The 19,317-nt window shown below is 37.9% G+C and carries 23 protein-coding genes; 9 read left to right on the top strand and 14 right to left on the bottom strand.

Translation table 11 applies throughout. The features are described from left to right. Positions 1-18 precede the first annotated feature (18 nt). The 13 genes from QZU83_RS02890 to ehaA are packed head-to-tail and all read right to left on the bottom strand — an operon-like array spanning position 19 to position 5,717. Positions 19-411, bottom strand: coding sequence for a DUF1959 family protein (locus tag QZU83_RS02890; RefSeq protein ID WP_295609515.1), 393 nt, complete (start codon positions 409-411; stop codon positions 19-21). Between the two features lie 5 nt (positions 412-416). Continuing rightward, positions 417-725, bottom strand: coding sequence for an energy-converting hydrogenase subunit EhaL family protein (locus tag QZU83_RS02885; RefSeq protein WP_295609513.1), 309 nt, complete (start codon positions 723-725; stop codon positions 417-419). Between the two features lie 8 nt (positions 726-733). Then, complete coding sequence (locus QZU83_RS02880; RefSeq protein WP_295609511.1) at positions 734-988, bottom strand: hypothetical protein; 255 nt, start codon at positions 986-988, stop codon at positions 734-736. Continuing rightward, positions 985-1,857, bottom strand: coding sequence for a respiratory chain complex I subunit 1 family protein (locus QZU83_RS02875; protein WP_295609509.1), 873 nt, complete (start codon positions 1,855-1,857; stop codon positions 985-987). The genes QZU83_RS02880 and QZU83_RS02875 overlap by 4 nt, the downstream gene beginning before the upstream one ends. A 9-nt stretch (positions 1,858-1,866) precedes the next feature. Continuing rightward, entirely contained in the window at positions 1,867-2,082 is a 216-nt protein-coding gene (locus QZU83_RS02870) for a DUF788 domain-containing protein (protein ID WP_295609507.1), read from the bottom strand. 8 nt (positions 2,083-2,090) lie between these two features. Then, positions 2,091-2,762 carry a hypothetical protein gene (locus QZU83_RS02865; RefSeq protein ID WP_295609506.1) on the bottom strand — a complete coding sequence of 224 codons (672 nt, stop codon included), beginning with the start codon at positions 2,760-2,762 and terminating at the stop codon, positions 2,091-2,093. A gap of 7 nt (positions 2,763-2,769) precedes the next feature. After that, a complete protein-coding gene (locus QZU83_RS02860) occupies positions 2,770-3,465 on the bottom strand; it encodes an EhaG family protein (RefSeq protein ID WP_295609494.1) in 696 nt (231 codons plus the stop codon). Beyond that, complete coding sequence (locus QZU83_RS02855; RefSeq protein WP_295609493.1) at positions 3,465-4,058, bottom strand: EhaF family protein; 594 nt, start codon at positions 4,056-4,058, stop codon at positions 3,465-3,467. The genes QZU83_RS02860 and QZU83_RS02855 overlap by 1 nt, the downstream gene beginning before the upstream one ends. Next, positions 4,055-4,315, bottom strand: coding sequence for a DUF2107 family protein (locus tag QZU83_RS02850; RefSeq protein WP_295609491.1), 261 nt, complete (start codon positions 4,313-4,315; stop codon positions 4,055-4,057). Before QZU83_RS02850 ends, QZU83_RS02855 begins: the two co-directional genes overlap by 4 nt. Next, on the bottom strand, positions 4,308-4,577 hold the full coding sequence (locus QZU83_RS02845; RefSeq protein WP_295609490.1) for an EhaD family protein: 270 nt from the start codon (positions 4,575-4,577) through the stop codon (positions 4,308-4,310). The genes QZU83_RS02850 and QZU83_RS02845 overlap by 8 nt, the downstream gene beginning before the upstream one ends. Positions 4,578-4,583: 6 nt before the next feature. Beyond that, complete coding sequence (locus tag QZU83_RS02840) at positions 4,584-4,832, bottom strand: DUF2109 domain-containing protein (RefSeq protein ID WP_295609489.1); 249 nt, start codon at positions 4,830-4,832, stop codon at positions 4,584-4,586. Between the two features lie 10 nt (positions 4,833-4,842). After that, the gene (locus QZU83_RS02835) at positions 4,843-5,334 is read right to left on the bottom strand and encodes a hypothetical protein (RefSeq protein WP_295609487.1); all 492 of its coding nucleotides are present in this window, start codon (positions 5,332-5,334) and stop codon (positions 4,843-4,845) included. Continuing rightward, positions 5,334-5,717: an energy-converting NiFe hydrogenase A subunit EhaA gene (gene ehaA, locus QZU83_RS02830; RefSeq protein ID WP_295609486.1), complete on the bottom strand. Its 384-nt coding sequence runs from the start codon at positions 5,715-5,717 to the stop codon at positions 5,334-5,336. Before ehaA ends, QZU83_RS02835 begins: the two co-directional genes overlap by 1 nt. Before the next feature lie 407 nt (positions 5,718-6,124). On the opposite strand from ehaA, the gene QZU83_RS02825 reads away from it, so the two are divergent. Continuing rightward, positions 6,125-6,934, top strand: a complete 810-nt coding sequence (locus tag QZU83_RS02825) for a CPBP family intramembrane glutamic endopeptidase (RefSeq protein ID WP_295609485.1) — start codon at positions 6,125-6,127, stop codon at positions 6,932-6,934. A 13-nt stretch (positions 6,935-6,947) separates the two neighbouring features. Here QZU83_RS02825 and QZU83_RS02820 read toward each other — a convergent pair whose 3' ends face one another. Further along, positions 6,948-7,319: a hypothetical protein gene (locus QZU83_RS02820; RefSeq protein ID WP_295609483.1), complete on the bottom strand. Its 372-nt coding sequence runs from the start codon at positions 7,317-7,319 to the stop codon at positions 6,948-6,950. Positions 7,320-7,549: 230 nt separating this feature from the next. Between QZU83_RS02820 and QZU83_RS02815 the strand changes: the two genes are divergently transcribed. The 8 genes from QZU83_RS02815 to QZU83_RS02780 all read left to right on the top strand — a co-directional run bounded on the left by QZU83_RS02815 (position 7,550) and on the right by QZU83_RS02780 (position 19,305). Then, on the top strand, positions 7,550-8,101 hold the full coding sequence (locus QZU83_RS02815) for a helix-turn-helix domain-containing protein (protein WP_295609482.1): 552 nt from the start codon (positions 7,550-7,552) through the stop codon (positions 8,099-8,101). A 21-nt stretch (positions 8,102-8,122) separates the two neighbouring features. Next, positions 8,123-9,790, top strand: a complete 1,668-nt coding sequence (locus QZU83_RS02810) for an AMP-binding protein (protein WP_295609480.1) — start codon at positions 8,123-8,125, stop codon at positions 9,788-9,790. A 14-nt stretch (positions 9,791-9,804) separates the two neighbouring features. Beyond that, positions 9,805-10,092: a 4Fe-4S dicluster domain-containing protein gene (locus QZU83_RS02805; RefSeq protein ID WP_295609478.1), complete on the top strand. Its 288-nt coding sequence runs from the start codon at positions 9,805-9,807 to the stop codon at positions 10,090-10,092. Further along, positions 10,093-11,208, top strand: coding sequence for a 3-methyl-2-oxobutanoate dehydrogenase subunit VorB (locus tag QZU83_RS02800; RefSeq protein WP_295609477.1), 1,116 nt, complete (start codon positions 10,093-10,095; stop codon positions 11,206-11,208). It abuts the gene before it with no gap. A gap of 12 nt (positions 11,209-11,220) precedes the next feature. Next, on the top strand, positions 11,221-12,660 hold the full coding sequence (locus tag QZU83_RS02795; protein ID WP_295609476.1) for a 2-oxoacid:acceptor oxidoreductase family protein: 1,440 nt from the start codon (positions 11,221-11,223) through the stop codon (positions 12,658-12,660). Between the two features lie 9 nt (positions 12,661-12,669). Next, the gene (gatD, locus tag QZU83_RS02790) at positions 12,670-13,980 is read left to right on the top strand and encodes a Glu-tRNA(Gln) amidotransferase subunit GatD (RefSeq protein ID WP_295609474.1); all 1,311 of its coding nucleotides are present in this window, start codon (positions 12,670-12,672) and stop codon (positions 13,978-13,980) included. A 9-nt stretch (positions 13,981-13,989) separates the two neighbouring features. After that, complete coding sequence (gatE, locus tag QZU83_RS02785; RefSeq protein ID WP_295609472.1) at positions 13,990-15,855, top strand: Glu-tRNA(Gln) amidotransferase subunit GatE; 1,866 nt, start codon at positions 13,990-13,992, stop codon at positions 15,853-15,855. A gap of 666 nt (positions 15,856-16,521) precedes the next feature. Then, positions 16,522-19,305: a type I restriction endonuclease subunit R gene (locus QZU83_RS02780; RefSeq protein WP_295609470.1), complete on the top strand. Its 2,784-nt coding sequence runs from the start codon at positions 16,522-16,524 to the stop codon at positions 19,303-19,305. Positions 19,306-19,317 lie beyond the last annotated feature (12 nt).

Raw genomic sequence — 19,317 nt, 5'->3', positions numbered from 1 at the left:
ATTTAAATATAAACTTGATTAGTATCTCGCTTCTTTTTTTAACAATTCAAATAATTCCAAATGACCTTCTTTTAAGGCTTCTTCATAAGACTTGCCGTTTTTGACTTCTTTGACCAGCTTCATTTTAAGCTGTCTGGCATCTTCAGGGTCGATTACCTCCAAAGTGCCGCTGAACCAGCACAGCCTTAAGTCTGCATTAAATTTTTGATATAGGCAAATGTCTTCAGCGGAACTATACGTTCCATGCATCGCTTCAAGAGTGTCCATATTAAACAGATTAAAGAACACCTCTTCAAGCTCCTCAACAGTACAATCAAAATCTTTGGAAAGTGGAACTATTACATCTCTTTGCCAAGCGTAGCTTTTTACAATTCTTGTCTGCATTAATCTTAATCTTTCACTGTCATCCATTCCAATCACATCATACCGTTACCTTTCAATAATACATAAACGATTATTCCAATGATTAAACCTACAGCAGATTCCTTTCTGCCGTATCCAGGTCTTTCTCCCATGACAAATCCTGCTAAAAGAAAACCAACAGCAGATAAAATAACATTACCTGAATTAAATCCTAAAACCCATCCCACAGTTGAAACTGCAGCAAATGGAACATTGAAGTCGGTCACTGCAACAAACGGTTCGCCATGCTGTTTGTAGCTGTAAAGCAAACCGAGAATTGATCCGACCGCAAATGTGAGTATATAAATCATATAATCTAACATAATATCTCCTACATCGGTTTATAAAGCAATATAAATGAGCAAATAATTGCTATGAATGTTATAATGAAACATAATTTCTCGATAAGTTCTGTTTTATGTGCAAAGTGTCCTTTTGCAAGCAATGCAAATACTGCCAGAATCAATCCAATAGCTATTACTGGAGCAATCATGGTTGAGTGCAGGACTGTTGCCAAAAGACCTACAACTATTACGCCGGCAGCAACCAGCGCTGTGAAATAAACAATTACATCTTCACTATTCATGCTACCACTCCGGTAAATATCATCAATACTGTTCCAAAGAAGCATATTGCGCCTATGGTAATCTGGGTCATGACTGAATGATTTGGAGATAACAGCGGAGTTGTAGCATTGATAAATGCTGTTATGAATGTAATCGCAATCATTCCAATCAGATATCCTACGGCATTCAGCGGTCCGAAGAATATTGTCAGAAATACCCAAAGCAGCACATACCATGCGATAGCTTCGGAAAAGTGCATGAAACCTCTCAGGAAACCGAAGTGTTCAGTTTCAAAACCGGAAATCAATACCTTATCCTTGGTTATTGCAAATGGGGAATATGGGGATTTTGTAATAATCAGCATGAAAAACATCAGGGCCGCAAGAGGAACTGTAAATACCAATGGGCCGTGTGCGGACTGATATGCGATAATCTCTCCAATATTCATTGATCCGGTAACAAGATATACAAATACGATAGCAGCAAACAACGGAAGTTCTGTTGCCGCTGAAAGAACTGCCCTTACACAGCTTAACTTACCGTACGGGGAACCTGAACTGGATCCTGAATTGTGCTCCACAATCTTGTAAACGGCATATACGCCGAACAGTATGAGCAGTGAATCATGAGCTACAGGACCTGCAATGACCCCTATAACCCATATCAATGCCAATATAAACACGATACCTATGTAAAACACTTTTGAAACTGTTTTTGGAATTGCTGTCTCCTTGAAGAAAAACTTCAATGAGTGTATCAGATGCTGGACAATAGGCGGTCCCGGACGCTTTTGAACACGGGCCATGATTTTTCTATGCAAACCTAGAAGAAGGCTTCCCGCAAGAAATGCAATTACAACTTGAATTAAAATTTCTGCCATTAAATTCATAATACCACTCTAATACCCAGTAAATGGTTCTTTCACCCTTTCTTCCGCATCTTCAGGTTTTGGTTTGGCCATAGTCAGCAAACCTAAAGACAATATCCATAATGGAATACCAAATATAGCTACTGCGTAAACGATCCATGCCTCAAAGTTGATTACAAGGCAGGCGAGAATAGCTATTGTTGATAATGCCAATAATATAATACATGTAATTTTTTGACTAACCATACTACCATCTACCACAATACCAATAATAAAATTTCAACAGCTCTTACAATAATGAACAGGGAACTTAAGTGAATGATTACAATATACGGAGAACCGGCTGTTCTGAACATTTCTGCTTTGCTTGCAAAGAACGGTGCCACTCCGCTTTCACCTAAAATTCCAATCAACATCAGCACTGCACCAAACACCACCATAGGACTGGCAGGCATTTGGGATAAAACCGCCAGAGACAGGGTTCCTGTTGCCGCAAGAATTATAGCAGCACCACCAAAGAGCGGCAGACTACACATCATTGCAATCAAACCGTAATTGAATGCTGAATTCAATACACTGGTCTGTTTAACGGCTGATACAATACCGATATTTAAAATACCAACCAATGCCATGAAGAGAGTGAAGTTGAATAAATCTCCTGTAATCATGGCTCCAGCTGATGCAATACCACAAATTATAGATAAAAATCTTCTTTGTTTAAGTTCTTTCGGACCTACTTTAACTTCAGTATTATATAAATAATGCATAGTAGCTTCCACCTGAGTTTCAGGCTTACTCAATGCTATGAGAAGGGTAAATCCGAGTAAAACCGCAAATAGGAACAGGTTGAATGGAGTAAGGTACAGCACTATGTCTCCAAGTGGAATTATTCCGAGTAAATTTCCGCCAAGTGTAACAAAATCCATTTTCTCACTACTCCCTATCAATATCCTCTCTCATAAGCAGTCCGATAAGTCCTACTTTTGAAGCTACTTTCAGTAATAATCCGCATGCGGCGATAAATAAACTTAACAGCCAATATTGAGGTGCCACGAAGAACAATAAAAAACCGAGAATCCATAAACACCAGGATATTCCGGAAACACCTGCAATACCATCTAACATCAGTACAGGAAGGCCCCTTGCCTTTTTGGATAATGCGTACAGTACGATTCCGCCACCTGCAATTGCACCACCGGTAAATCCGGTGAGGAAAATACCGTATCCTATAAGCACCAATGCAATAAAGTTAGGAGCAGTATTCAGTATTTCCATATTCAGTGCGAAAGGCTGCGGGAACAGGGATGAAGATTTCGGTAAATTTCTTCTTGGATTCTGTTCGATTATCCTCATTTCCCTTGTAATCAGTATTTCAGAAATGGCTAAAGTTTCCGCCAGCTCCACAACCAGACCCGGTAAGATCAGTGCTTCCGCAAGGTCTGTTCCGACTGCAGAGACTACAAATATCATTGCAAGACCGACCAAATCAGTCAGGATAAGAATGTGTATCTCTTCCCTTTTCAATGCAATTGCCATTGTTGCAATAAATCCGACAATCAGTCCGGCATAGATTGCAGGCAGATACATGGAAATGAATGCATCAGGAACAACAACAGGTAAAACAACCATCAGTTATCCCTCCTTAACTGTTTGGCTCTTGCCTTTTCATCATTTGCCTTGACTTCATTGGCTACTTTTCTGGATTCGGAAATGGCTTTTTTGACATCTTCCTTAATCTCCTTTTTGTCGTTTTTACGGTCCATGGTGTAATTGATGGATAACCATGAAGCGATGACGAATGACATCATCAATATACTGGATTCGAGAATTGTATCGAAACCTCTGGTATAGTATAATATTTCATCTATAAGCCCTCCTGGGGATGAATAAATTGATGTTCCGAAGTACGGAGATATAGAAGACACGAACTGGGCCAGCGGTGACATGTATCCTGTTATCATACCCAAACTTGCTGCATTATCCGGATATTGAGGATGGATAACGCCCGGTTGGGTTAAGACTTCACCGCCCCTGTCATAAGGAGCGATTGCCAAACCGTTGTCAATTTGCTCTTGAGGAGCGGGTCTAACATATAATTGATCTGGATTCAGTGCCATCGGCACAATCAAACCGATGACTAAAATTATTCCCAAACTGAAAGCAAACAAACGGGGAATGTTTTTTGGTTCGGCAAGTTTATTCCATAAAACTCCAATTCTCATACATCTGCCCCCATTTCTTCTAAACGAATAATAGCTCTAAATAAAATCAAAGTGATTACAACAGTTGTTGCAAGTAAAGTAAGTAAAGCTAAAACATGATTATAACACAGCAACACCAGACAAACGCCTATTGAAGCAATTTCAGTGTTGAATGTTCTCACGACAGGGTCATTTACTCCAGGACCCCATGCAGTGGCTATGCTTCCTACAATAGCCAGAAATATTCCAAAGTAAAAGAATAACGGAACGCTAATCATTTAAATCACCACTTTCCAGCTTTTTCTTTCTGATTTCATTAATTTTCACAATGGCAAAGATAAATACCAGTGTGGATAACGGATCAACCAGAGCCGCAAACATTGCCACATCCAAATATTTGAATAAAACAACGGCTAAAATGAATCCCGCATCAAGTATTGTAAACATTATCACCTTGTCAAGCGGTTTTTTGAGAAATATAATACCGAATGCTCCGATTACCATTAGAGCAATTGCAATTACAGAAACGAAAAATTCCATCTTACCTCACTCCAACAGTATTTCATCATCTAGCCTTTTTAAAGTATATGCAATCGCATTTGCACTAATTGTAGAACAAATGAAGAATGCCGCTGCAACTACAAGAGCGAATGGAGTGTTAATCACCAAAGCAATTATGGCTGAAACTCCAAATCCGATAACGTTTAGATATAATAATCTTTCAGCCCTGTTTCTGGTTATCAGTGCTCTCAATGCAACAAATATGACTATGACACCAATTATTTCAACATACATATTACCACTCTCAAGCATGCCTATTGAATTTCTCGGCTATTTTGCCCAAAACGATTGAAGCTCTTCTGTGGTCAATGCCCTGAACGGTCAGGATTGCAATGACCATTCCCACAATAAACATTTCGGGAGTGAAACCCAAAAATGAACAGATAAAAATTATTAAAGTAGCTGTTAAGCTTCCTACAGTTCCGGCATAACCCGGATCAGCACACAATCTGTTTCCCATGAATACAAAGAATGCTGCAATGATTCCTCCGGGAATTCCTAAAAGCAGATATCCAATAGAAGCCATTAAAGTACCGGCAGATGCGTCCGGAGAACAGACAATGTTTCCTTGGAAGAATCCACCAGCAATATCTCCCCCTCTTTTTTCGACATTTTCACCAATTATCCTGGCTCCTTTAACGCCAGGTTGCTCGGGAAGTCCGAAATATGTATCAACAATAACAAAATTCAACCAACATAGAATTGCAGCAATTATAATACCAATCACTTCATTCATCACATATCCTCCCCCTCATCTCCATCTAAAGGCTTTGGAAATACAAAATCAAACAAATATTTCACAAACAATGCAGATAAAATACCAATAATAACAGCCAACACGATTCCATTATACATGAAAGTGTAGTTCAAAACTAAAAAAATAGAAAGAATACCAATAGCTATTATCGGAGTCGGATATATTGCACTAACATCAAAAGAATACCTATATGGTTTGCCGGGTAATAATGGGAGTTTTAAAATTAACGCAACAACAATTGAAACAATGACAGTAACAATATAAGCTAATAAAACATCAAATAAACTAATTGTTATGTTACTTAGCCCAAGATAATTACCATAAGAAGCAAAGAATATGGCATTACACATCAAATCAAACATATTATTAGACTCCTCTTAAATAATAATTATACTATATAAAAATATATAAATGTTGTTACTTAAAAATTAATATTAATAGCTTAAACATAATGAAAATTAATAATTATTCCTTTAATTGAGAATAATAATATTTTAAATTGTTGTTAAGCATAATTTATGGATTTTCAAGTCGAAAATTTATTAATGAAGGACAATGAAGTCCTAATTTTCAATAATTAATCTGATAGTGACATTAATATCTTAAAAGACCTTAAATTACGAAAATTTGAAAATCGCTGAGATAATACTTTGCAGAAGCAATTTGAATGACTTTGCATCAGATATCCGTGACATTTCCAAATTTAAATCAGATTTGGTGCTTTAACGATTGACAATGATTGAAAATTCAAACAAAAGGAAGAATCAGTATGGATAAACAAGTTAAGGATTTTAACATAAGATTGAGAACCATTAGACTTAGAGAGCTTGCGGTAGGCATCATCATAAGCATAATTCTTACCGGACTAATCATGGCAATCTTTCCAATGATCGAAGAGAATGACGATTTAATGTTCATAGTTCTTCTATCATGTGTTTTGCTGTTTTTCATCTGGGAATTGAGGGGCACAACCGGCATTGCCCGTAATTTTGAAAATTTGTTTGTCGAAAAAACCAGAAATGAAATACTGTATGTCTTTGCCATCAATCTTCTGTTTGCATTTCTCTTTACATGCCTGGTTTCAGGAATTGACATTCTCATCGGATTTTATGATCCAGGATGGGTTACAGGAATAGATATCGACTCTGTCGACTTCGCCCCAGGAGCATTCCTTTTAAGCGCAGTCGCATCAATAATATTTGCGCCGCTTCTCGAAGAGCTGGTATTCAGGGGAGTTGTGTTCAACAGACTTAAAATAAGAGTGGGAATAGTTCCGGCAATGCTCATCTCATCATTCCTGTTTGGAATCGGACATGACTTCGGAGGCATTACAAGCGCATTCCTGTTTGGATTGTGCATGTGCATACTATATTTGAAAACAGACAACATTCTCGTTCCGATGAGCGTGCATTTCACAAACAATCTTGTTGCAACAGTACTGGAACTGACTCCGCTGGACAGCATCATCTCACAGATGCCTTGGATAATCCCTGCAACAATAATAACACTGACAGCAACAGTTCTTCTGATAAAATACATTGTCCAGGAGACAGGTGCGCTTAAAAAGAGACTGGGCTAAAAATTAAAAAAAGTTAGTGGAATCCGCATCCACTACAAGTTTCACATTTTTCTTCTTCCAAAGGATTGTACTGCTTATCTTCCTGCAGAGTTGCTGAGATAAAGTACTGGTCAAACTCATCCTTATTTTTCAGGACAGGGGATATTCCCTTAAAATCACATTTGATATCGCCGGTTCCGCCGATATCCACCATGATCGGTTCGCCTAATTTAAATCTTTTAAAATATGCTTCAATTTCATCTATTAAAGAACCAGGCACTCTGAAATTAAAAGATAAAATATTATTTTCCTTCATTTTTAAACCGACATATTTTTGGTCTATTTCATAATTCAAACCAAGCTGTTTTTTGAAAATAACATTAGTACCAATTTCACTAGATGACATTTCATAATCTCCTTGTTTAATTAATTTAAATTAAAATTATTAGTTTGTAATATTTAAAACTTTCTTAAACTGTAGGAAAAATTGCAATTTAAAAAATTATTTTTAAGGGAATTTATAACGAATTATCACGATTTTTGATAAGGTTTATATAACTTCAAAATCAAAGATAGAATATGTTATAATATTATATTATAATAACAAATCAATTGAAAAATATAAGGTGTTTATGAATGAACGAATACAATAAAGATATTGGAAATAGAATTAGAGAATTGAGAGAACTATCAGACATTACTATTAAAGAAATTGCAGAAGACTTGAACATTACAGAAGAAACCTACATCCAATATGAAAACGGTGAAATAGACATCCCAGCAAGCTTTTTATACGAACTTGCACACATTTTTAAAGTTGATTTAGGATTATTATTAACAGGTGAAGAAAGCAGGATGAGCATCTTTGATATTACCCGTGCTAAAAAGGGAGTGTCAGTTGACAGAAGAAAAGAATATACACACGAAAACCTATGTTCTAACTTCATTCATAAAAAAGCTGAAACCTTCCTTGTTACTGTGGACCCTAAAAAGAATCCGCAGCCTTCACTTAATTCACACCCAGGACAGGAATTCAACTATGTCCTTGAAGGTTCCTTAAAAATTTATATACACAATAACGAAATCATACTGAACGAAGGAGACTGCATCTTCTTTGATTCCGCACACAGACACGCAATGGTAGCGCTTAACGATAAACCGGCTAAATTTTTAGCAGTAATCATATAACATTTACAGGGAGTTAATTAAATGACATCAGTAATAGCAGATTTTGTAGAAAGGGTCGACTATGACTCTTATGAAGACTTTCATGAAAATTTCAAATTAAAATATGATGAAGATTATAATTTCGGATTCGATGTGGTTGACAAATATGCGGAAATCGATCCGGACAAGATTGCATTGATATGGACCAACGATGAGGATGAAAATCACACATTCACATTCAAGGAAATGAAGGAATATTCCAATAAGGCCGCAAACCTATTCAAAAGATTAGGCATCAAGAAAGGCGACTGTGTAATGCTTACCCTGAAAAACAGATATGAATTCTGGTTCTGTATGGTGGCACTTCACAAAATCGGTGCAATAGCAATTCCGGGAACCCACATGCTTAAACTTCACGACATTGATTTCAGAATAAGGGAAGCCAACGTTAAGATGGTCGTTTCAGTTGAAGAGGATACACTTTTACCGGATTATGAAGAGACAGAAAAAGAATTAGGAATAGAATTACAAAAATTAGCTATCGAAACCGACAGAGACGGCTGGATTAATTTCAATGAAGCCCTTGAAAAGGAAAGTGACGTTTTCGAAAGGCCTACCGGCGAAGACAAAACCTATGCAGAAGAGATATTCCTTATCTACTTCACATCCGGAACCAGCGGACTTCCTAAAATGGTTTCACACAAGCATACCTACTCCCTTGGACACATCCCAACAGCAAAATACTGGCATAATGTCGTGGAAGACGGAATCCACCACACAGCAGCAGATACCGGATGGGGTAAAGCTGTTTGGGGAAACCTCTACGGCCAATGGATTGCCGGAACCAGCATATTCATTTATGACTACGACAGATTCAACGGACTCAAACTGCTTGACAAAATCATTGAAAATAAGGTCGATACATTCTGTGCCCCTCCTACAATATACAGATTCATGATCAAGGAAAACATCGAGGGATATGACCTTTCAAATTTAAAATACGTTACAACTGCAGGAGAGCCTTTGCCTCCTGAAGTATCCGAAAGATTCTATGACATTTCAGGATTAAGGATTAAAGAAGGATTCGGACAGACCGAAACCACACTGTCCATCGGAACATTCATCTGGCTGGATGCGAAAATCGCTTCCATCGGAAAACCTTCCCCGCTATTTGACCTTGAGCTATTGGACGAAGACCACAATAAGGTTGAGATAGGTGACGAAGGGGAACTCTGTTTTAAAATGGGCGATGAACCTATTCCGGGACTATTCAAAGATTATGTGAATGACGATGAAAAATACAGACAGCAAATCCACGACGGATATTACCACTGCGGAGACACCGCATGGATTGATGAAGAGGGATACGTTCACTTTGTCGGAAGAAACGACGACATCATCAAATCTTCAGGTTACCGTATAGGACCTTATGAAGTGGAAAGCGCCGTGCTGTCCCACGAAGCAGTGGCCCACTGTGCCATTACCGCTTATCCTGATGAAGTGAGAGGCCAAATCGTAAAGGCGAGCATTGTTCTCCAGCCTGGCTTCGAGCCATCAGAATCATTAACTAAAGACATTCAAAATCATGTTAAAAGAGTTACAGCTCCTTATAAATACCCAAGGATGGTTGAATATGTTGATGAACTTCCTGAAACCATCAGCGGTAAAATAAGAAGGGTTGAAATAAGAGACAAAGACAATAAAAATTAATTCAGATGATATAAATGACAGAAGAAGAGATATCTTATCCAGTTATTAACAAGGAAATCTGCAAAGGCTGTATGAGATGTATAGTCGGATGTCCTCAAAATGCAATATTGCTTTCACAAGACATGAACGACGCAGGATATCAGTTTGCATATTATGGCGGAAATGGATGTACAGGATGCAAAGACTGTTACTTTACCTGTCCTGAACCATTGGCGCTAGAAGTACATCAATATAAAAAGATTGTTAACGATTCAGTCGCTAAAATGATCAAGGCCAAAGCAGCTAATCAAGGGGGAAACTAAATGAGCAATCAAATGGTTAAAGGAAATACTGCAGTCGTCATCGGCGCAATGTATGCCGGCTGTGACTGTTTTTTCGGATATCCGATTACTCCAGCAAGTGAAATTCTGCATGAAGCGTCAAAATATTTCCCGATGGTTGGAAGAAACTTCGTACAGGCCGAAAGTGAAGAGGCATCCATCAATATGGTCTACGGTGCGTCAGGTACCGGCCACAGGGTAATGACCTCATCATCAGGACCCGGCATCAGCCTCATGCAGGAAGGATTTACATTCCTTGCAGGTGCGGAACTTCCTGCAGTTATTGTTGACATTATGAGGGCAGGACCTGGACTCGGTAATATCGGACCTGAACAGGGAGATTACAATCAGGTCGTCAAAGGAGGAGGTCACGGTAACTATAAAAACATAGTTCTGGCTCCAAACAGCGTTCAGGAAATGTGTGACCTGACCATGAAGGCATTCGAGCTTGCAGACAAATGGAGAAACCCTGTTGTTGTTCTTGCAGACGGTACCTTAGGCCAGATGGCTGAACCGCTGGTGTTCCCTGAAAAGGCCGTTGAACCTAAAAACGACAAGCCATGGGCAGTAAAGGGAACAGAAGAAACCATGGACAATCTCATCACTTCAATTTACAATGACTTTAATGAACTGGAAGACTTCAACTATAAGCTTCAGGAAAAATACGCTCAAATCGAAGCTGAAGAAGTAATCTATGAGGAATACCAGGTAGAAGATGCGGATATCGTTCTTGTATCCTTCGGTATAAGTTCAAGAATCGCAAGATCCGCCGTTGACAAAAGCCGTCAGAAAGGCGTGAAAGTAGGACTTTTAAGGCCTATAACATTATCACCGTTCCCGGTTGACAAAGTAAAGGAACTGGCAGACAGAGGAGTCAGCTTCATATCAGTTGAAATGAGCAACGGCCAGCTTTTGGCTGACGTGCAGTTTGCGGCACTCAGAAAAGAGGACACCCACCTTGTCAACAGAATGGGAGGAAACCTTATTGAGCTTAAACAGATTCTTGCAAAAATCTATGAAATCGCAGGAATTGAAGATGAAGACATAGACTTGTCCGAAAGAAGTGAGGAAAAGGCAAGTCCGAATATAATTGACTAGGGATGTGGAAAGATGAGTGATAAAGAAAATAAAGATTATGAATTGAAAGTACGTAGAAATCCACAATCTCTTTTGGAGGAATATCCTAGAAAAGGAACCAATATCCAATCAACTCACTACTGTGCCGGTTGTGGACATGGAATTTTACACAAACTTATTGCGGAATGTATGGACGAGCTTGGAATTCAGGAAAGATGCGTCATGATTTCCCCTGTGGGATGTTCAGTATACGCATACTTCTACTTCAACTGCGGAAACTTCCAGACAGCACACGGAAGGGCACCTGCAGTGGCTACAGGTATTTCAAGAGCAGAAGATAATGCAATCGTAATGAGTTATCAGGGAGACGGAGACCTTGCTTCCATCGGTTTGAACGAAACATTGCAGGCTGCAAACAGAGGAGAAAAGATTGCAGTATTTTTCGTAAACAACACAGTTTACGGAATGACCGGAGGACAGATGGCTCCTACAACCTTAATCGGTGAAAAGACAGTTACATGCCAGACCGGAAGGGATCCGGACTATGCGGGACACCCTACACACATGTGCGAGTTAATCAACACATTAAAGGCACCTGTCTTCATTGAAAGGGTATCCCTTGCAAACCCATTGAAAATCAGGCTTGCCAAATTTGCAATCAAACAGGCACTAACCGTGCAGAAGGAAGGAAAAGGATACTCATTTGTGGAAGTGCTCTCACCTTGTCCTACCAACCTTAAACAGGATGTTGTGAGCGCTCAGAAATTCATCGAAGAGCAGATGGAAAAGGAATTCCCTGTCAAAAACTTCAGAAACAACATGTACACCAAAGAGCCTGTCCAAAGACCTGCCAGTGACTTTTCAACAGAATCACTGGATAAAATCTTTAACGTGAACAGAAGCGAAGGTTCAGGATATGTTGATGAGGATATCGAACCTGTAAGCATCAAGGTATCAGGATTCGGAGGTCAGGGAGTTTTAAGTGCAGGACTTACAATAGCTCAGGCAGCATGTGCTGAAGGAAAGCACGTTTCATGGTATCCCAGCTACGGACCGGAACAGAGAGGTGGAAAATCCAACTGTTCAGTTGTAATATCCAATGAAACAATCGGAACACCTGTCGTAGATGACATTGACATTCTCATTGCATTGAACAAGCCTTCTTTGGAACAGTTCTCACAGGACGTTAAAGAGGGCGGAGTTATACTTTACGATTCAAAAATAGGCGAATTTGAAACAGACCGCAACGTCAAGGTCATTGCAATGCCTTGTGTTGACATTGCAGAAGAACACGGCAACGCAAGAACTGCAAACACAGCACTTTTAGGTGCACTGACCGAACTGGGCGATGTTTTAAAACGTGAATCTTATGAAAACGCCATCCGTGAAATGTTTGCATCCAAACCTAAAGTCATTGATGTGAACATTGAAGTTCTTGAAGCCGGAGCGGAATGGATTAAAAACAATTACTAGCGTGATTTAATGACTTATAAAGAAAATGCTGAAAATTATATGGAAAAATATGGTTTAGGTATAGGCGATAAGATCAAAGTCAACAAACAAGACATCTCCTATACTGGTATTTTGCTTGATAGGCCGGAAGATGCGGATGACGGGTATCTTGTAATCAAATTATCAAGTGGATATAATATCGGAGTAGCTATTGAAAATACTACAGCAGAACTTATTGAAAAGGGAGAAAAACCTAAAATCGGATTTGGAGAAACCGAAATTCCCCATGACGATTCCAAACAGAACATCTCCATCGTTTCAACAGGGGGTACCGTATCATCTGTCATTGACTACAGGACAGGTGCCGTTCACCCTGCATTTACAGCCTCAGACCTTGTAAAGGCAAATCCTGAACTTCTGGACTATGCAAACTACAACGTCAAGGCACTGTATAATATTTTAAGCGAGGACATGAAACCGGAATACTGGGTAAAGGCGGCAGAGGAAATTGCCAATGACATCTCAAACGGCGCCGACGGTGTCGTTATTGCCCACGGTACAGACACAATGCACTACACATCAGCAGCATTGAGCTTCATGGTTAAAACACCCGTACCGATTATCATTACAGGTGCTCAGAGAAGTTCCGACAGACCTTCAAGCGATGCAAACATCAACCTTATCGATTCAGTAATCGGGGCAAAATCAGACATTGCGGAAGTCTGCGTCTGCATGCACGGAAGTTTGAACGACGAGTACACCTACCTCCACAAGGGAACCAAGGTAAGGAAAATGCATACTTCAAGAAGGGATACCTTCAGAAGCATCAACGCTCAGCCGATAGCCAGAATCCAGAACGGAAATGTTAAAGTCAATCCGGATTACAGCTACACCAGACGTGGCGAAAACGAACTGGAATTGAACACCTCAATTGAAGATAAGGTAGGATTCATCAAAAGCTTTCCGGGCATTTCACCGGATTACATCGAATATCACATTGACAAAGGATATAAGGGCCTTGTAATTGAAGGAACAGGTCTCGGACATGTTCCGAATGACCTTGTCGACTCATTCAAAAGGGCGCAGGATGAAAACATCCCTGTCATCATGACATCACAGTGCCTTTACGGAAGGGTCAACATGAACGTATACTCCACAGGACGTAACATCCTTGATGCAGGAGTGATTTCAGGAATTGACATGACCCCTGAAACCACCTATGTCAAGCTGTGCTGGGCATTAGGTCAAAGTGACGATTACGAAAAAGTTAAGGAAATTATGCAAACCAATGTTGCAGGCGAATTTGGAGAAAGATCCACTATTGAGGATTTCTTGAATTAGGGTGATAGAATGGATTATGAAAAATTAGGATTAATGATGGGACTTGAAATTCACCAGCAGCTGAACAGTGAACATAAGCTATTCTGTCCATGTAAAACAGAGCTTGTTGATGATGATTTTGATGAACTGATTCAGAGAAAACTCAGACCTACACAGTCCGAGCTTGGAGAAATCGACAGGGCGGCTCTTCAGGAGTCACTGAGAGGACTTAACTTCAAATATGAAAACTTCGCAAAACATACATGTCTTGTTGAAAACGATGACGAACCGCCTCACAGCCTGAATGAGGAAGCTCTTGACATCTGTATCACCATAGCATGTCTGATGAACATGCATATCGTTGATGAGTTCCACACCATGAGAAAACAGGTAATCGACGGAAGTAACACAGGAGGTTTCCAGAGAACAGGTATGGTTGCAACCGACGGATACCTCGACACCCCATACGGAAGAGTCGTCATTGAAAGTTTAGGCCTTGAAGAGGACGCCGCAAGAAGGGTTGAAACCAAAGACGGATTTACCGAATTCAGGCTTGACAGACTTGGAATACCTCTTGCCGAAATCACAACAGACCCTTCAATGCACCACCCCGACCAGGTAAGGGAAGTCGCATATATGCTCGGTCAGATTTTAAGAAGCACAAACGTGAAAAGAGGTCTCGGTACAATCAGACAGGATTTGAACATTTCCATTGCCGAAGGCGCACGTGTGGAAATCAAAGGTGTGCAGGACTTGGATTTGATGGCTGAAATCGTAAACCGTGAAGTCCAAAGGCAACTTGCATTAATCGACATCAAAAAGGAACTAAATGCAAGAAACGCCGAAGTTTTAGATGAAATCCATGATCTGGATGAACTTCTTGAGGACACCGAATCCAAAATACTGAAGTCTGCCGAAACCATCAAGGCAGTTATCTTAAAAGGTTATGACGGTTTGATCGGCCGTGAAGTGCAGCCTGGAAGAAGATTCGGTACTGAAATTGCAAGCTATGCTAAAAAACGTGGCGTTGCAGGCATTTTCCATTCAGACGAATTGCCGGCATACGGAATTAAACAGGATGAAGTTGACAAAATCGTTGAATTCTTAAACATCGGCGAGGAAGATGCATTCATCATTGTTGCCCATGACGAGGACATTGCCGTCTCAGCGCTTGAAGAGGTTAAAAGAAGGGCAGAACTTGGTCTGGACGGTGTTGTTGAAGAAACCCGTAAGGCATTGGATGACGGAAACACAGAATACATGAGGCCTCTTCCGACCGCAAACAGGATGTATCTTGAAACAGACATTCCTCTCTTTAAAATCACTTCCGAGAGAGTCGAGCCTATTGCAAACAACCTGCCGGAACTTCCTGACGTGAAACAGGCAAGAATCATTGAGGAGTACAAGTTAAGTGAAGACCTTGCAACACAGCTTGTCAAAAGGCAGGAAGCGGACATGTTTGAGGCAATTCTAGCCGACGTTGATGTGGATGCAACACCTGTAGCTTCACTTCTTGCATATGATTTAAGAGAAATCAAAAGGGAAGGCCCTGACGCCAGTGTGCTGACTCTTGACCACTTCAAGGGAATCTTTACCCTTTTGGCAGATGGCAAAATTGCAAAGGACAGCGTACGTAAACTTGCTGTCGAAACCATCAAGACTCCTGACGTGGATATTGCTGAAATCGCCGAGAAAAGCAATCTGGTAATGATGAGCGATGAGGACGTTAAAAAAATCATTGCAGAAATCGTAGCCAACAATGAAGGAATGGTTAAGGAACGTCAGATGGGTGCCATGGGCCCGTTAATGGGAATGTGCATGAAACAGCTTAAGGGAAAAGCTGACGGAGGACTTGTAAACAAGATAGTCCGTGAAGAAATTCAAAAACTAATTTAAGGAAACTCAACCGAGTTTCCCAAAAACTCTTTTTTTAGATTTGAAAACATCATCATTTAATTGATGATACCTACCTGAAACACTGCATGTTGAAAAATGATTTGATACTAAATTTAGGAATGCCTAAAAAAATAGAAACCTTTATATATTACATCAAACAACATTATAATTGGTGATGAAATTTAGGTTCACCTAAATATATCATTTAGTTAAAAAAAACATAACTCTCCAAAAATTAGAATCGTGTTAAATTAGATTTCTCACAATTTCTCTAATTTGATACAAGTCGTTGGAAAATTAAAACAAAATCTGCCAAACACTAATTTTCCTCAAAAATCTGGTGTTTAAACTAGTCACTTAAACACCACTTATCTCTCTTTTTAAAAACACTTTTTTCAATTAACTGATGTTATCATACCAACACCAACATTTAGCAACATCATATAAAACTTTAATAATTATGAATAAAACAGCATCAAGAACATAAATACATCATATGCTGCATCACCTTGTTACTTTTATGCAAAATTTTAACTTGAATTAATTCCAGATAAACCTCACTACTTATTACTAACCTTTCAAACTCAAAGCAAAATTGCATTAACATAAAAATTATAACCTGTTAAACACAAAAATAAATATTATAATGATTAAAAGGTGTTTCTCATGGACATTGATGTTGAAAGCGAAGCAATGTTAGAAGAAAAATTCATAGAACAATTAAAAGGAATGGGATATGAATTTATCAAAATAAAAAATGAAGAAGAACTCAATGCAAACTTTAAAATCCAATTAGAGAAATTAAATAAAAAAGAACTTAATGGAACAACAATATCAGATGACGAATTTGACAGAATAATAACTCATTTAGATTCTGGATCAATTTTTGATAGAGCAGAGAAACTTAGAGACGAATATACTATCAAAAGAGATGGAGAAATGTCTGTATCCATTAAATTTCTAAACCAAAAAGATTGGTGCAAAAACATCTTCCAAGTATCCAACCAAATAACTATGGTGGGATCCCATACAAACCGTTATGATGTTACTTTATTAATAAATGGATTGCCATTAGTCCAAGTAGAACTTAAAAGAAGATCAATGGACATAAAACAAGCTTTCAACCAAGTAAAAAGATATATGAAAACATCCTATGACAGATTATTCAAATACATACAAATTTTCGTAATTAGTAATGGTAATGAAACCAAATACTTCGCCAATGGCCGTCCAAGCAAAATAAACTTCGGATACACCTTCTTCTGGAAAGACAAAGATAACAACAATATACACAACCTTAGTCAATTTACTGAAGAATTCTTAGAAAAATGCAATATTGCAAAAATGATTTCCAAATTCATGGTACTAAATGAATCAACAAAAGAACTGATGGTTTTAAGAGCATACCAAAAATATGCGGTCGATGCAGTATTAAATCAAGCACTAGAAGTAAAGAAAAATGGATATATTTGGCACACCACAGGAAGTGGAAAAACACTAACATCATTTAAAGTAAGCCAACTACTTGCAGAAGAAGAATCAATATACAAAGTAATATTTGTAGTAGATAGGCGAGATTTAAACGACCAAACCAATAAAGAATTCAATAAATTCTGTCCAAAATGTGTTGGAACATCCAAACACACAGGTGCACTAGTTAAAAATCTCTTAAGTGATAAAAACAAACTCATTACAACAACCATCCAAAAATTATCAATAGCTGTAAACAGAAAATCCACTAAAAAACAATTGGAAAAAATCAAAGACAAAAACATCATATTAATTTTTGATGAATGCCATCGCAGCCAATTTGGTAAAATGCACAATGACATTACTACTTTCTTTGAAAATACATTATCATATGGTTTTACGGGTACACCAATATTTGAACAGAATGCAATGGGCCATAAAACCACCAAATCAATATTCAAAGAAAGACTGCACACTTATATGATTAAAGATGCAATAGCAGACAATAATGTATTAGGATTTTCCATAGACTATTATTCCACAATGAAAACAAAAGAAGGCATAATTGATGAGGAAGTTGCAGCAATTAAAAAGACAGAAGTTCTAGCACATCCAGATAGATTAAACATGGTTGTAGACCATATTCTTGATACCTATGATTATAAAACAAAAGACCGTGAATTTAATGCAATATTTGCAGTATCGCAAAAGTCAAAAGAAAATCCAACAGGATACATACATGACTATTACAAAATATTAAAGCAAAAAAATAAAGAACGTGGCATGAATTTAAAAATTGCAACAATATTTACTTATGCACCTAACGAAAACTTCGATGAACAAGAAAAACACTCACAGGAACACTTAGATGACTATATAGCTGAATACAATGAAACTTTTGGAACAAACTTTGATTCCGACACAATGGGAGAATACCACAGAGATGTATGTAAAAGAATGAAACACAGAGAAATAGATTTATTGCTAGTAGTAAATATGTTTTTAACAGGATTTGACAGTAAATTACTCAATACATTATATGTGGATAAAAATCTTGAATATCATACATTATTACAAGCATTTTCCCGAACTAACAGGATATATAATGCACGTAAATCACAAGGAAACGTTGTATGTTACAGACCAATCAAAGAATCAGTAGACCGAGCAATAGCATTATTTTCCAACAATGCACCAATAGAAGACATACTATTGCCACCATACAAAGACCTTGTCAAAAGATTTAATGAAGATTTAAAAGTCTTACGTGATTTAGTTAAAACTGCACAAGAAGTATATGAACTTCAAAGTGAAAATGATAAAAAAGACTTTGTATTGGCATTTAAAAAATTAATAAAAACAAAAAATAAATTAGATATATTTTCAGAATTCACTTTTGATGATCTTGAAATGACAAAACAAGAATATGAAGATTATACGGGAGCATACCTAAACATTAAAGACACAATACCTGTTGAAGATGGGCCTGGTGCAGTATCAATATTAAAAGACATTGACTTTGAATTAGAATTATTGACTAATGATAAAATCAATGTAGATTATATATTGGGATTGATGGAAACTATGGGTGTAGATTCTGACTTTGATAAAGGTAAAGAAAAAATTATTAAATTAATGGAACAGTCTGTACATCTACGTAGTAAAATTAAACTTATAGAGAAATTTATAGATGTGGAGCTACAAGACATTAACGAAAAAGGATTAGATGTACCTGAAGAATTCGATAAATTTGTAAGAGATGAAAGAAGGGAAGCAATTTGTGATTTAATTGAAGAAGAGGAACTAATAGAAGATGTAACAAGAGAAATATTAAGTGAATATGAATTTACAGAAAAATTAGATGATTCATTAATCAAAAAAGCATTCAAAGATAAAGAATTAAAATATAAAGAAAAGAAAAATAAACTTAAAAAAGTTAAACAAGAAATTTTAGAGATATTTGACATATTTGACTTTTAATGGTGGAATAAG

This window comes from uncultured Methanobrevibacter sp. (genome assembly GCF_902771435.1).
Classification (GTDB): Archaea; Methanobacteriota; Methanobacteria; order Methanobacteriales; family Methanobacteriaceae; genus Methanocatella.
The sequence above is the reverse complement of the archived record's forward strand: the minus strand, read 5'-3'. Positions and strand labels throughout refer to the sequence as shown.

Bases quoted from the DNA above. Each gene is read 5' to 3' on its own strand.
- QZU83_RS02890 (WP_295609515.1), bottom strand. From the start codon at position 411: ATGGATGACAGTGAAAGATTAAGATTAATGCAGACAAGAATTGTAAAA.
- QZU83_RS02885 (WP_295609513.1), bottom strand. From the start codon at position 725: ATGTTAGATTATATGATTTATATACTCACATTTGCGGTCGGATCAATT.
- QZU83_RS02880 (WP_295609511.1), bottom strand. From the start codon at position 988: ATGAATAGTGAAGATGTAATTGTTTATTTCACAGCGCTGGTTGCTGCC.
- QZU83_RS02875 (WP_295609509.1), bottom strand. From the start codon at position 1,857: ATGAATTTAATGGCAGAAATTTTAATTCAAGTTGTAATTGCATTTCTT.
- QZU83_RS02870 (WP_295609507.1), bottom strand. From the start codon at position 2,082: ATGGTTAGTCAAAAAATTACATGTATTATATTATTGGCATTATCAACA.
- QZU83_RS02865 (WP_295609506.1), bottom strand. From the start codon at position 2,762: ATGGATTTTGTTACACTTGGCGGAAATTTACTCGGAATAATTCCACTT.
- QZU83_RS02860 (WP_295609494.1), bottom strand. From the start codon at position 3,465: ATGGTTGTTTTACCTGTTGTTGTTCCTGATGCATTCATTTCCATGTAT.
- QZU83_RS02855 (WP_295609493.1), bottom strand. From the start codon at position 4,058: ATGAGAATTGGAGTTTTATGGAATAAACTTGCCGAACCAAAAAACATT.
- QZU83_RS02850 (WP_295609491.1), bottom strand. From the start codon at position 4,315: ATGATTAGCGTTCCGTTATTCTTTTACTTTGGAATATTTCTGGCTATT.
- QZU83_RS02845 (WP_295609490.1), bottom strand. From the start codon at position 4,577: ATGGAATTTTTCGTTTCTGTAATTGCAATTGCTCTAATGGTAATCGGA.
- QZU83_RS02840 (WP_295609489.1), bottom strand. From the start codon at position 4,832: ATGTATGTTGAAATAATTGGTGTCATAGTCATATTTGTTGCATTGAGA.
- QZU83_RS02835 (WP_295609487.1), bottom strand. From the start codon at position 5,334: ATGAATGAAGTGATTGGTATTATAATTGCTGCAATTCTATGTTGGTTG.
- ehaA (WP_295609486.1), bottom strand. From the start codon at position 5,717: ATGTTTGATTTGATGTGTAATGCCATATTCTTTGCTTCTTATGGTAAT.
- QZU83_RS02825 (WP_295609485.1), top strand. From the start codon at position 6,125: ATGGATAAACAAGTTAAGGATTTTAACATAAGATTGAGAACCATTAGA.
- QZU83_RS02820 (WP_295609483.1), bottom strand. From the start codon at position 7,319: ATGTCATCTAGTGAAATTGGTACTAATGTTATTTTCAAAAAACAGCTT.
- QZU83_RS02815 (WP_295609482.1), top strand. From the start codon at position 7,550: ATGAACGAATACAATAAAGATATTGGAAATAGAATTAGAGAATTGAGA.
- QZU83_RS02810 (WP_295609480.1), top strand. From the start codon at position 8,123: ATGACATCAGTAATAGCAGATTTTGTAGAAAGGGTCGACTATGACTCT.
- QZU83_RS02805 (WP_295609478.1), top strand. From the start codon at position 9,805: ATGACAGAAGAAGAGATATCTTATCCAGTTATTAACAAGGAAATCTGC.
- QZU83_RS02800 (WP_295609477.1), top strand. From the start codon at position 10,093: ATGAGCAATCAAATGGTTAAAGGAAATACTGCAGTCGTCATCGGCGCA.
- QZU83_RS02795 (WP_295609476.1), top strand. From the start codon at position 11,221: ATGAGTGATAAAGAAAATAAAGATTATGAATTGAAAGTACGTAGAAAT.
- gatD (WP_295609474.1), top strand. From the start codon at position 12,670: ATGACTTATAAAGAAAATGCTGAAAATTATATGGAAAAATATGGTTTA.
- gatE (WP_295609472.1), top strand. From the start codon at position 13,990: ATGGATTATGAAAAATTAGGATTAATGATGGGACTTGAAATTCACCAG.
- QZU83_RS02780 (WP_295609470.1), top strand. From the start codon at position 16,522: ATGGACATTGATGTTGAAAGCGAAGCAATGTTAGAAGAAAAATTCATA.